This window comes from Streptomyces sp. NPDC049954, assembly GCF_040656295.1.
GTDB lineage: Bacteria > Actinomycetota > Actinomycetes > Streptomycetales > Streptomycetaceae > Streptomyces.
Genome location: NZ_JBFALS010000006.1, coordinates 250,519 through 263,646 on the forward strand (window position 1 = coordinate 250,519; position 13,128 = coordinate 263,646).

Sequence of the window (13,128 nt, forward strand, 5' to 3'; positions counted from 1 at the left end):
AGGTCACTGCACGGAAGCCACTGCACGGAGGCCCCTGCACGGAGGTCACAGGATCGAGGGCAGGCTGCGGGCCATCAGCCCGAGGCCGACGAGCAGGACGAGCAGCGCCGTCAGCAGCGCGGTGTAGGGGGCGCAGCGGCGCAGGAGGGCGAAGCCGGGCCGCGCGGCGAGTTTCCCGGCGCGGTCGCCGAGCCGCACGAGCAACAGGCCCACCGCCGTGAGCGTTCCGGCCATCCCGACGCCGTACGCGACGACGAGCCCCGCGCCGAAGGCCGTACGGCCCAGCGCCACCGCCCCCAGCAGCACGACGAGCGCCGAAGGGCTGGGCACCAGACCGCCCGCGATCCCCAGCCCGATCAGCCCCCGCTTCGAGAACGGCGCGGGACCGTCGCCCCCCGCCCCGCCCGGAGCGTGCCCGTGCGAGTGCCCGTGTGAGTGCTCATGCCCATGCCCATGCCCGTGGTCATGGGCAGGCCCGTGGTGGTGGTGATGCCCGAACAGGCCGTGCTTGTGCGGCCGGTGGGGATGAGGGTGTGCGTGCGCGGGGGCTTCCCGCGCCGGCGCGAGGTCCTCGCGGACGGCCGCACCGCCGTCGCCGCCCACGCCCACCAGGACGCCCTCGGCGGTCGCGGCCGGAGCCGGGACGGGAGCGGGGCCGGAGGTGGTGGCCCGCCGTGCCCGGCGTACCGCGTCGGTGAGCAGGCCCGCGCCGACCAGCGCCACGAGAGCGCCGCTGACGACGCCGAGCGTGTTCAGCACCGTGTCGCCCGCGAGGGAGGAGAACGCCGTGAGGCACAGCCCGACGGCCATCACGCCCGCGGTGTGCGTCACCGTCACCGTGGCGCCGACCGTGACCGCGTCACGCACGCTGCCGCGACGGCCCGCGAGGTAGGCCGCCATGACCGTCTTCCCGTGTCCGGGCAGCAGCGCGTGCCCCGCGCCCAGGACGAGCGAGAGCGCCACGGCCAGCAGCCCGATCGGCAGCGTCAGGTCCTTCGTCCCCGTGAGCGCGGTCAGCCGCTGGGACAGCGCCTCCACGCGCGCGGTCACGCCGCCTGCGTCTCCTGTGCCGGGCACCGCGCCCGCGCCCCCGGCCGCCGCCGCGCCCCGGCTCACGGTGAACCCGGCTTCGGTGTCCCCGCGCGGCGTGGCCAGCAGGTCCCGCGGATAGTCGCGCAGTTCGTGGCTGGGGGAGACGGCGGGGGCGGTCGAGTCGTCCAGACGCGCGCCGTCCGCCCCCTTCGCGGTGATCTCGCGCCACCCGACACGGTGCGGATCGGCGCCGGTGTCGACGCGGACGTCGACCGGGCCCCGCGTCAGGTCGAGCGGGGCCCGCAGCCGGCACTCAAGCCGCGAGGTGCGCAGACCCCCCTGCCCGGGGCGGTAGGCGAACGAGGAGGAGGACACCGTCCACGCCAGCCGGCCAGTTGCGGTGACGGCGAGCCGGTTCGCCGTACGGGCGCACGCCGATCCGGCCCACGTGGCGCGTTCCCCCGCGCTCGCGGTGCCGTCCCCGTCACCGTCCACGGAGGGGGCGGCCTGGAGTGTGGGGATCTCCGCCGTGTCCGTGACCGCGAGCACCTCCACCCGGTCGGGGCGGACCGTGAGCCCCGTGTACTCGTTGACGGAGAAGTTGCCGAGCGGATGCGCGTGCGCCGCGGGTGTCGCCGTAGCGCCCAGCCACAACAGCGCGCCCGCCACGAAGGCCAGGCGCCGCGCGGTGGTCCGCGCCGGACGCGCGCGGTGCCCGAGAGGGGTGTTCATCCTGTTCGCCTCCGGCGAGGACAGCGGCGACGCCCGGGTGTCGGCGCGGCGCCCGGTGAGCAGAGCGACCTGCGCCCACGGCGGGGGAGAGCGGGGGTGGCCGCGAGGACGCGGCCTCCGGGGCGGTGGCAGGTGACCTGAGCCGTACCCGCTCCCGCCCGCCGCGCCCCGCGGCCGGCACGGCGTCACCCGCACGGACCTGGCGCCGTCCACGCCCCGCCCCTCGGGCGGAGCCGTGCGTCCTGACCCGTCCGCGGACCGGTGCGGAGGCCACGCGGCGCCCGTACGGCGCACCACCCTTGCAGGCCCCCGCCGCCCGTGGTGCTCTGACGTTGGCTCAAAGTCACATACCGGACAATTCGCAAGCCGTGGTCCTCGTTGAGAGCGGGGACCCGCCGTCCGGCGTGGGCGCCCAGAGCTTCGCAGTTCCCCAGCCGCCCGCCTTCACGTCAGGAGGGCTGCGGCTCTCACCCGAAACGGATGGCCCATGCAGTCCTCCCCCCAGCCCCGCCCCACGCCCCGGTCGCGGAGATCTCCCGCCGCCCGCCGCACGGAGCGCGGGCTCGCCGCGTTCGGCACGCTGTCCCTCGTGACGGCCGCCGCCCTCACCGGACTCGCGCCCACCGACAGCGCCGCCTCCAGCCACCGCGAGGCGCCCCTGACCGCGGGCGACCCGAAGGCCGACAACACCGACGTGTACGCCTTCACCAGCCCGGACAAGCCGGACACCGTGACCCTGGTGGCGAACTGGATCCCCTTCCAGGAGCCGAACGGCGGGCCGAACTTCTACCCCTTCGCCAACGACGCCAGGTACCACATCAAGATCGACGGCGACGGCGACGGCAAGCCCGACACGACGTACACGTGGAAGTTCACCGACCACGTCCGGGACGCCGCGAACCAGTTCCTGTACAACACGGGCGTCGTGAGGACCCTCGACGACGAGACGCTGAACTTCCGTCAGACCTACGACCTGACGGTCACCGACGCGCACGGGAAGACCCGGACCCTGCTGAAGGACGCCCCGGCGGCGCCCTCCAACGTCGGCAAGGCGTCCATGCCCGACTACGCCTCCCTGCGCCGGCAGGCCGTCCGCCCCCTGCCCGAGGACGGCGGCCAGACCTACGCGGGTCAGGCGGCCGACCCGTTCTTCCTCGACCTGCGCATCTTCGACCTCCTCTACGGGGGCAACCTGAAGGAGCGCGGCAACAACACGCTGGCCGGCTACAACATCAACACCCTCGCCATCCAGGTGCCCAAGAAATCCGTGGCCCTCAACCGTGACGAGAGCCGCAACCCGGTCATCGGCGTGTGGTCCACGACCGAGCGCAAGGGCGTCGAGGTCGCCGGTTCCACCGGCAAGGGCAGCCTCGGCAAGCCCGCCGGTCCCGCCGGAAAGGGCGCCGCCGAGGACGGCAAGGGCGCACCGGCGAAGGAGGCGCCCGCCGGCGTCGAGGACCGCAAGGACGGCATGGGCCACCACGGCGACGCCGACTGGCGCCAGGTCTCGCGGCTCGGCAACCCGCTCGTCAACGAGGTCGTCGTCCCGTACAAGTACAAGGACGCCTTCAACTCGATCAGCCCGGACCAGGACCACAACGTCACGCCCGTCGTGAACGCGGTCAAGGACCCGATCGTCCCCAAGCTGATCGAGAGCATCTACGGGGTCCCCGCCCCGGCGACGCCCCGCAACGACCTCGTCGAGATCTTCCTGACCGGCATCTGCAAGGCGTGCGGGCCGATCAAGGCGGACCTCAACTCGCAGCTGCTCAACGCCGACACCGACAAGAAGAAGTTCCTGCCCGCCGAGGAACTGCGCCTCAACATGTCGGTGCCGCCGAGCAAGAACCCCAACCGCCTCGGCGTGCTCGGCAACGACCTCGCCGGATTCCCCAACGGCCGCCGGCTCAACGACGACGTCGTCGACATCGAGCTCCAGGCCCTCGAAGGCGCGGCGCAGACCGGCAAGATCGTGCCCGCCCTCGCCGCCGGTGACGCGGTCGACACCCCGTACCGCCAGCCCGGCAACACCTTCCCTTACGTCGCGCTGCCCAACACGGCCGCCGTCAACCAGGCGTACCGCGAGCACCCCGAGGGCGGCGTCGGCGCCGGCCTCGGCGGCACCTCGCTCAGCGAAGGGTTCCCCGTCGTACCCGTCACCGCCGTCGGCGGCGGAGCCCTGCTGGCCTGCGCCGGCGTCCTCGTCCTGCGCCGTCGCCGCGCCGAGCGGGCATGACCGACCTCCCCGGCACCGGGCGCCCGTCCTCCCCCTCGGAGGACGGGCGCCCCGGGCAGCAGGAGGCGCCCGCGCCGCGCCCCGCGCACCACGCGGGGCGCGGCCGGCGCCGTACCCGGCGCCCCGGCGCCCGGCCGCACGTGGTCGCGACCCTCGCCCTGTGCCTCGGCTTCTCGCTGAGTGCGGCGGCCCTCGCGGCGCTGCTGCTGCCACCGGAACGGGTGCCCAGGCCGGCCGTGAACCGCGGCACCCTTCCGGTCGCCGCCGCCCAGGTCCCCGACCACCACGCGCCGCCCGCCGCGGCGCCGACCCGGCTGCGCATCCCCTCAGTCGGCCTCGACAAGCCGCTGTCCGGACTGAGCGTCCAGCAGGACGGCCGCCTCGCCGTGCCCGCCGACCCCGCCGACGTCGGCTGGTGGCGCGAGGGCCCCGCGCCCGGCGACCCCGGCGCCGCGATCCTCGTCGGCCACGTCGACTCGGCCACCGGCCCCGGCGCCTTCTACGGGCTGTCCGCGCTGCGGCCCGGCGACGTCGTCACCCTCGACCGCGAGGACGGCACCAGCGCCCGGTTCACCGTCCAGGCGCTGCGCCAGTACGAGAAGGACGCCGTGCCCGACCACCAGGTCTACGCGAGCGGCGGCCCCCCGGCCCTGCGCCTGATCACCTGCGGCGGCGCCTTCGACGAGGAGCGCGGCTACCACGACAACCTCGTCGTCTACGCGGGACTCGCGCCGCCCCCCACCCGTACACCCCCCACGGGACACCCGCCGACCCGCTGAGCCGAAGCACCCGCCACCCCACCAGACCCCACCACCACTCACTGGAGCGGGAATTGAGCACGTCAGCCCGTCGGAGCGCACCGCGCCGGCGCCCCCTGCTGTCCGCCGCCGTCGCCACCGTCCTCGGCGTCGGGCTCTTCGCCGCCGGCGGGATCGGCCTCGCCCCCTGGTCCGCCTCGCACGGCGACGACGGGGCCGCGAGCAGCAGCGAGGCGGCCGGAGCACCACCGGCCGCCGACCCGGCCGCGGCCGGCGGCGTCACCGCGCTCCAGCGGCGGCTGCGCGCCAACCCCCGCGACTCCCTCGCCCTCGGCAGCCTCGGCCTCGCCTACGTCCAGCAGGCCCGCACCAGCGGCGACCCCACGTACTACCCCAAGGCCGAGACGGCACTGAAGAAGTCCCTGGCCCTGGAGAAGAAGGACAACTACACCGCGCTGGGCGGCATGGCCGCGCTGGAGGCAGCCCGCCACCACTTCACCCGTGCCCTGGACTGGGCCCGCCGCGCGACCGCCGTCAACCCGTACAACGCGACCTTGCAAGGCACCCTCGCCGACGCCTACACCCAGCTCGGCCGCTACGCCGAGGCCGCCGACGCGACCCAGCGCATGGTCGACCTCAAACCCGGCACCCCCTCGTTCGCGCGCGCCTCCTACGCGGCGGAACTGCGCGGCGACACGACGGCCGCCCGCGCCGACATGCGGCGCGCCCTGAAGGCGGCGGCCGGCCCCGAGGACCGCGCCTTCGCCCGCTACTACCTCAGCGAACTCGCCTTCAACAGCGGTGACGCGGCCACCGCGCTGACCGAGGCGGAGGCCGGACTGCGCGCCGCCCCCTCGTACACCGCCCTGCTCCAGGCCAAGGCCAGGGCCGAGGCCGCGCTCGGCCACGACCGGGCCGCGCTCACCGACCTCCGCCGCGCCGTCGAACGCCTCCCGCTGCCCGAGTACGTCCTCCAGCTCGGCGAACTCCACGCCTCCCTCGGCCACCGCGAGGAGGCCGGAAGGCAGTACGAGGTGTTCCGCGCCGAACAGCGTGTCTTCGCCGCCAACGGTGTCACCCTCGACTCCGACGCCGCCCTGTACGAGGCCGACCACGGCACCCCCGCGCGCGCCGTCAGGATCGCCCGACAGGGTCTCGCCTCGCGGCCCTTCCTCGACTCGCACGACGCCCTCGCCTGGGCCCTGCACGCCGCGGGCCGCGACCGCGAGGCCCTCGCCGAGGCCGACCTCGCGCTCTCCCTCGGCACCCGCAACGCCCTCTTCCACTACCACCGCGCGCTGATCCACCGCTCCCTCGGCCACCGCGCCGAGGCCCGCGCCGACCTCGACCGGGCCCTCGCCATCAACCCGCACTTCCACCCCCTGCACGCCGCCGAGGCCAGGAAGGCGCTCACCGCCCTGCGCTGACCCCGGCCGCCGGGTCGCCGGGAAGCCGACCGGTAGAGTCCCCCGCGTCCGCGAAAGAAGAAGGACGACGGGGGAGGCCGCGCGTGGGCACGGTGCGACTGAAGTGGACCGGGCACAAGGAGCCGGACGGCCCGCCTCCCTATGACGTGCGGACCGGGCCGCCGGGGCCCTGGGACGCCGAGGAGCCCCCCGACGCCCACCTGGAGCGGCACCTCGAACCCGGGCAGGACGCCGAGGAGTACGGGAAGGCGCGCTCCACGGGGCACCGCTCCTTCGACCTGTGGGCCGACCCGGACCGCGCACACCCGCTCGCCCACGTGCGTACCGTGCACACCGACCGGTACGAGGCGCGCTACGAGGTGCGGGACGCCGAGGACCGGCACCTCGCGCTCGTCGTACGCCGGCCGAGGCTGCGCGGCGGGAACATCCGCACCCGCTGGGACGTCGAACAGGACGGCCGGCCGGTGGCCGTCGGCTACCGGGGCTCCGCCCCCGCCTGGCTGCTGTGGTGGCTGACCTGCCCGCTCTACGTCGTCCTGGCCGTGTTCCTCGTCGCCGCGGCGATCCTCGGAGACGGGAATGGCGAGATCCCGCGCCCGCCCCGGCGCATCACGTGGCGCGTCCACCGCCGAAAGGTGCTGGAGGCCAGGACCTCCGGGGCCGGCGAGTACGAGCTGCGGCCGCGCGCCGACTGGTGGGACGAGCGGGTACTCATGGCCACCGCCGCCCTCGTGAGCAGCTGGGGAGGCGGGCTCGGCCACAGCTGGGACGAGCCCCACTGAGCCCCCGGTCCGACGTCAAACACGTTGCGTAGCCGCGTGGTTGAACTCCGCTCCAGTGATCGTCAAGGGGGCGGGCCCCGGGTACGGTGACGGCAGCCGACCCGGCCCACCGGTCCCGTCGGCCCCATCCGTTCCTGCCGGCCGGGCCGGTTCCGCGTACGAGGTGACCGCACATGAACGACCGCTTCCCGCCCGCCACGACCCCCGCGACCGCGCACCCCGCGCGCGTCTACAACGTGTGGCTGGGCGGCAAGGACCACTACCCCGTCGACCAGGAGGCCGCCGAGCTCGCGGCCGGGGCCAACCCGGCGATCGTGGCCTCGGTCCGCGCCAACCGGGCGTTCCTCGGCCGCGCCGTCACCCACCTGTCCGGCGCGGGGGTGCGCCAGTTCCTCGACATCGGCACCGGCATACCCGCCGCCGACAACACGCACGAGGTGGCGCAGCGCGCGGCGGCCGACTCACGGATCGTGTACGTCGACAACGACCCGATCGTCCTCGCCCACGCCCGCGCCCTCCTCGTCAGCACCCCCGAGGGCCTCACCGACTACGTGCAGGCCGACGCCCGCGACGTCGACACCATCCTGGACGAGGCGGCGCGCACCCTGGACCTGTCCCGGCCGGTGGGCCTGATGCTGGTCGCCGTACTCCAGTACATCCGGGACGGGGAGGACCCCTGGGACCTGACCCGGCGCCTGCTGGAGCGCCTCGCCCCGGGCAGCTTCCTCGTCCTGTCGCACCCCGCCAGTGACATCGCCGCCACCGAGGTCGCCGAGTCCATGCGCATCTACAACGAACGCGCCGCCGAACACGCCTCCGCGACCCCGCGCACCCAGGACCGGGTCCGCGCCTTCTGCGAGGGCCTCGATATCCTGGACCCCGGCGTCGTCCCCCTGACCCGCTGGCGCCCCCGCCCCGAGGACACCCCCGACGACACCCTGCCCATGTGGTGCGTGGTGGCCCGCAAGCCCTGAGCCGAGGAGCGGGGCGCCGCGCGGGCAGCGCCCCGGTACGGTCAGCCGCCCGCGCCTGCTCCCGGCCAGAATGCGTGCCACGGTGCTCTTCCCCGAGCCCGGGGGCCACTCAGGACGATGATCTGCATCCACGCACCCTCTTCTCTTCGGAAAGGGGCCCGGCTGAGCGCGTGGCCTGGGCCACGGTGCGGGACCTCGACGGCACGAGCACGGCAACGAGCGCTGCGTGGCCGGCTCGCGAGCGGACTCAGCTTCTCCGCGCGGCCCTCGGTAATGGTTCTCCACAGTGAGGTCCCGCGCGGGCCGGTAGCGCGCAGCTCCTGACCTCTCGCCGACCTCTCGTTCGGGTGAACGGTCGTGCCCCGGAGGAGGGTATGCAGGAGGAGTGCGTCCCGCGTCGCCCGGCAGGTCGGGTGGTCCACTCCTGCCACAGGGCGGCGCCGCGGCCGACCGGATGCCCTGTTCGGTTCGGTGAGCGGCGGGTACCCGCCGCCAGGCGGGAAGCACGACTGGGCGATCAGTTCCGAAAGGCGACGGCATGACGACATACGGCTACTTCCTCTCCTCCGAGGAGTTCACCCCCGCGGAGCTGCTCTCCCAGGCCCGCGCCGCGGAGCGGGCGGGCTTCGAGGCCCTGGCGATCTCCGACCACTTCCACCCGTGGAACGACGAGCAGGGCCAGAGCTCCTTCGTCTGGTCGATGATCGGGGCGCTCTCGCAGAACTGCTCCCTGCCCATCACGACCCTCGTCACCTGCCCCACCGTGCGCATGCATCCCGCGATCAACGCCCAAGCGGCGGCCACGGCAGCCGTGTTGACCGAGGGCCACTTCCGGTTCGGCATCGGTACCGGCGAGGCCCTCAACGAGCACATCCTCGGGGACCCGTGGCCCGAGGCGGCCCGGCGCATGGAGATGCTGGAGGAGGCGGTGCACGTGATGCGACGCCTGTTCACCGGCGAACAGACCACCCACCGCGGTACGCACTACACGGTCGAGAACGCGCGGCTCTACACGCTGCCCGAGGACCCGCCCCCGCTCTACGTGTCCGGGTTCGGCCCGCGGGCGGCGGATCTGGCCGGGCGGATCGGCGACGGCTTCGTGACCATGAGCCCGGACACCGGCCTGGTGGACCGGTTCCGCCGGGCGGGCGGTGGACGCAAGCCGGTGATCGGCGGGCTGAAGGTCTGCTGGGCCACGGAAAAGGCCCAGGCCCTCAAAACGGCCCACCGTCTGTGGCCCAACGAGCAGCTGCCCGGCGAACTGCCGCAGGTTCTTCCCACGCCCGCCCACTTCGAGCAGGCCGCCGGGCTCGTCACCGAGGAGATGGTGGGCGACGCCGTCGTCTGCGGAGACGACGAGGCGGCACATCTCCACGCGGTGAGGGAGTTCGCCGACGCCGGCTTCGACGAGGTCTACGTCAACCAGATCGGTCCCGACCAGGAGGGCTTCTTCGACTTCTACCGCACCCGCGTCCTGCCCAGGCTGCGGGACCAGGAGGGTGGGGCATGAGCCTGCGCCTGCTGGCTCTCGGCGGTGAGGGACCCGAGCACGTCACCGGTGACGGCAGGGGCGGACTCCTCACCGGGGTGGCGGACGGACGCGTCCTGGGCGTCGACCCCGTCACGAGGCGCGTGCGGGAGGCGGCGAACACCGGAGGGCGCCCGATGGGCATGACGGTGAGCGTGGACGGCGGCCTGCTCGTCTGCGACGCCGAACGCGGGCTGCTCGCGGTCGACCTGTCGACCGCTGCGGTACGCGTACTGCTCACGAAGGCGGAGGGCGTACCGCTGGGGCTGTGCAGCAACGTCGCGCAGGCCCGTGACGGGACCGTGTACGTCACGGACTCCAGCACCCGACACGGCCTGCGGAACTGGAAGCGGGACCTGCTGGAGCACATCGGCACCGGCCGGCTCATCCGCCTCTCGCCGGACGGCTCGGTGGACGTCCTCCTCGACGGCCTCCAGTTCGCCAACGGCGTGGTCCTCGCCCCCGACGAGTCGCACGTCGTGATCGCCGAGTCGGGCGCCTACCGCCTTGTTCGTCTCTGGCTCCGGGGTGCCCGGACCGGACAGCACGAGACGCTGGCCGAGGTACCCGGTTTCCCCGACAACCTCACCCTCTCGGACGACGGCCTGATCTGGGCGGCGGTCGCCGGACCCCGCGATCCGCTGGTCGCACTGCTGCACCGGGGCCCGACGACCCCGCGCCGCGCACTCGCGGCCCTGCCGCCCTGGATGCTGCCCGGCCCGCGGCCCTCGGTACGGGCGCTCGGCCTCCACCTGGACGGCCGCCCGGCGTTCGACGTGCGACGCCCGCCACGAGGCTTCACCATGGCGACCAGCGCGTACCGCGCGGACAACCTGCTGTGGTTCGGCAGCCTGCGAGGCGGCGCGCTGGCGGTGACGGACCTCCCGGCGCGCCGAGCCGCTGGTCGAGTGGTGGTCCAGCCGGATGACGGGCCCACTGCGGCAAGCCCTTGACGGGGCCCGACAACCCCTCTGGAGGCCGGCCCCGGACGCCGCCCGTCCCTTGTCGGTCAGACGCACCGGAAGGGAGCAGCCAATGCGGGGACCTGCCGCGATGCGTGGCTGGTGGCTGCCGACCTGCGCCAACGGCCTTCGGCTGTTTCCTGTTCGTGCGGGTCGACGTGCGGGTCGACGTGCGGGTCGATGAGGCCGGAAGTCCCAGAACAGTCCCAGAAGGCCCCCATGCCGGCGGATGCCGCGCGGCGCCCTGACGGATCAGCCTGCGTCAGGGCGCGCACGGAGCGCACACCGTGCGCAGAGGTGAACTGGCGAGGCCGATGCTGAGCACGTGCTCCAGAGCGGATGACAGTACCGTCGTGCCGGGGTCGGCGACGGCGGTGCGGACTGTCGCGGGTAGAGGCCGGTGATGGTGCAGGGCTGTCGCCGGCAGTGGACTCGGGAGCGCAGGAGAGGGAGGTCCTCGTCCTCGCCGAGGACAGCGGCCGGACGCGAGTTCACTCGGCATCGGGCGGCACGGTGCAGGAGAGGAGTCTCCTCGCGGAGATCGTCTCAACAGCAACTGTAAGCAGGCTGGTTGTCCCCGGCACCGGCAATAATGAAGCCGAGTCCGGCCGGTGCCTCGGTTCAAGCCCACCCGGCCTCGCCCGCGCGGGGTCGGGCACAGGTATGCGTGCGCACCTGCTCGGCCTCTGGAAGCGTGGGCGTCGCACAGATCAATTTTTTACCCGAAGGGAAGCCATGACCACCGAGACGCTGGAGTTCCAGGCCGAAGCGCGACAGCTCCTGCAGCTGATGGTCCACTCGATCTACTCGAACAAGGAGATCTTCCTCCGCGAACTCATCTCCAACGCCTCCGACGCCCTGGACAAACGGCGCCTCGCCGCACTCACGGACGAGAGCCTCAGGGCCGAGGACCCGCATGTCTCCATCGAGGCCGACAAGGAGGCCCGCACCCTGACCGTGCGGGACAACGGCATCGGCATGTCGCGCGACGACGTGGTGGGCCTCATCGGCACCATCGCGAAGTCAGGCACCGCCGAAGCCCTGCGCAAGCTGCGCGAGAACAAGGAATCGGCCGAACTCATCGGCCAGTTCGGCGTCGGCTTCTACTCCGTCTTCATGGTCGCCGACAAGGTCACCCTGCACACGCGCAAGGCCGGTGAGGCGGCGGGCGTGCGCTGGGAATCGGACGGCGACGGCACCTACACCATCGAGGCCGCCGACGACGTGCCGGAGGGCACGTCCGTGACCGTGCATCTGCGGCCCGCCGACGAAGAGGACGCGCTGCACGACTACGCCGACGAATGGAAGATCCGGGAGATCGTCAAGCGGTACTCGGACTTCATCTCGTTCCCCATCCGGATGGGAGACGACACCCTCAACTCGATGAAGGCCCTCTGGGCCCGGCCGCGCTCCGAGGTCAAGGACGAGGAGTACCAGGAGTTCTACCGGCACATCAGCCATGACTGGACGGACCCGCTCGACATCATCCAGATGCGGGCCGAGGGCACCTTCGAGTACGAGGCTCTGCTGTTCATCCCGGCACGCGCCCCGCACGACCTCTTCCAGCGCGACGCCCGCCACGGCATCCAGCTGTATGTCAGGCGCGTGTTCATCCTGGACGACAGCCGTGACCTCCTGCCCGGCTACCTCCGCTTCGTCAAGGGAGTCGTCGACGCCGCCGACCTGTCCCTGAACATCTCCCGCGAGATTCTCCAGCAGGACCGGCACATCCAGCTGATCCGCCGCCGCCTCACCAAGAAGGTCCTTTCCACGATCAAGGACCTGATGAGGAAGGACACCGACAAGTACCGCACGTTCTGGCGCGAGTTCGGCCCCGCCGTCAAGGAGGGCCTGCTCGACGGGTCCGATGACCAGAAGGCGATTCTCGACATCGCGTCGTTCGCCTCCACCGTCGGCGACGAGCCCACCAGCCTCGCCGACTACGTCGCCCGGATGAAGGACGGCCAGGAGAAGATCTACTTCATGACCGGCGAAAGCCGTGCACAGGTCGTGAACTCCCCGCACATGGAGGCGTTCAAGGCCAAGGAGTACGAGGTCCTGCTGCTCACCGACCCGGTCGACGAGATCTGGGTCGAGGCGGTGCGGGAGTACGAGGGCAAGGAGTTCCAGTCGGTCGCGCGCGGCGCGGTCGACCTGCCCTCCGAGGAGGAGCCGGGCGAGGAGAAGTCCGGCGCGTACGCGGCCGTGCTCACCTGGCTCAACGAGACGCTCGACGAGGTGCAGGACGTACGGCTGACGACCCGGCTGACCAGCTCACCGGCCTGCCTGGTCAGTGACGCGGACGGTCTCACGCCGACACTGGAGAAGATGTACCGGGCGATGGGCCAGGAGGTCCCGCCGGTCAAGCGCATCCTTGAGCTGAACCCCGAACACCCGCTCGTCAGCGGGATGAAGTCGGCGTACGAGCAGCGAGCCGCCGACCCGGGCCTGGCCGAGACGGCCGAGCTGCTCTACGGCACCGCGCTGCTCGCGGAAGGGGGCGACCTGGCCGACCCGGCGCGCTTCGCCATGCTCCTCGCCGACCGCCTCAGCAAGACCGTGTGACCATCGCCCGGTGACGAAGAACGCCGCGAGCACGGATGTGCTCGCGGCGGTTGTTGTGACCCCGGCACGGTCGGGGGGGGGCCAGCGGTGGCGTGCGCGCCGGCGGGCCCGATTCGGGGGGTGGTTTAGCCG

Annotated in this window: 9 protein-coding genes; 8 read left to right on the forward strand and 1 reads right to left on the reverse strand. The window is 73.0% G+C overall.

What is annotated here, in order from left to right; genetic code table 11:
• Nucleotides 1-45: 45 nt before the first annotated feature.
• Entirely contained in the window at nt 46-1,764 is a 1,719-nt protein-coding gene (locus AB0J21_RS15575; RefSeq protein ID WP_363146461.1) for a high frequency lysogenization protein HflD, read from the reverse strand.
• Nucleotides 1,765-2,251: 487 nt separating this feature from the next.
• Here AB0J21_RS15575 and AB0J21_RS15580 point away from each other — a divergent pair, with 487 nt between their 5' ends.
• The 8 genes from AB0J21_RS15580 to htpG all read left to right on the forward strand — a co-directional run bounded on the left by AB0J21_RS15580 (nt 2,252) and on the right by htpG (nt 12,996).
• Nucleotides 2,252-4,000 (forward strand): DUF4331 domain-containing protein, encoded by a 1,749-nt coding sequence (locus tag AB0J21_RS15580; RefSeq protein ID WP_363146462.1) that lies wholly within the window; start codon nt 2,252-2,254, stop codon nt 3,998-4,000.
• Nucleotides 3,997-4,779, forward strand: coding sequence for a class F sortase (locus AB0J21_RS15585; protein WP_363146463.1), 783 nt, complete (start codon nt 3,997-3,999; stop codon nt 4,777-4,779). The genes AB0J21_RS15580 and AB0J21_RS15585 overlap by 4 nt, the downstream gene beginning before the upstream one ends.
• A 53-nt stretch (nt 4,780-4,832) precedes the next feature.
• Nucleotides 4,833-6,185: a tetratricopeptide repeat protein gene (locus tag AB0J21_RS15590; RefSeq protein WP_363146464.1), complete on the forward strand. Its 1,353-nt coding sequence runs from the start codon at nt 4,833-4,835 to the stop codon at nt 6,183-6,185.
• A gap of 83 nt (nt 6,186-6,268) precedes the next feature.
• On the forward strand, nt 6,269-6,967 hold the full coding sequence (locus tag AB0J21_RS15595) for a hypothetical protein (protein WP_363146465.1): 699 nt from the start codon (nt 6,269-6,271) through the stop codon (nt 6,965-6,967).
• Between the two features lie 173 nt (nt 6,968-7,140).
• Nucleotides 7,141-7,941 carry an SAM-dependent methyltransferase gene (locus AB0J21_RS15600; RefSeq protein WP_363146466.1) on the forward strand — a complete coding sequence of 267 codons (801 nt, stop codon included), beginning with the start codon at nt 7,141-7,143 and terminating at the stop codon, nt 7,939-7,941.
• Between the two features lie 538 nt (nt 7,942-8,479).
• Nucleotides 8,480-9,451: a TIGR03557 family F420-dependent LLM class oxidoreductase gene (locus tag AB0J21_RS15605; protein WP_363146468.1), complete on the forward strand. Its 972-nt coding sequence runs from the start codon at nt 8,480-8,482 to the stop codon at nt 9,449-9,451.
• Nucleotides 9,448-10,422 (forward strand): SMP-30/gluconolactonase/LRE family protein, encoded by a 975-nt coding sequence (locus AB0J21_RS15610; RefSeq protein WP_363146469.1) that lies wholly within the window; start codon nt 9,448-9,450, stop codon nt 10,420-10,422. The genes AB0J21_RS15605 and AB0J21_RS15610 overlap by 4 nt, the downstream gene beginning before the upstream one ends.
• A 744-nt stretch (nt 10,423-11,166) precedes the next feature.
• Complete coding sequence (htpG, locus tag AB0J21_RS15615) at nt 11,167-12,996, forward strand: molecular chaperone HtpG (protein ID WP_363146471.1); 1,830 nt, start codon at nt 11,167-11,169, stop codon at nt 12,994-12,996.
• The last annotated feature ends 132 nt before the right edge of the window (nt 12,997-13,128 follow it).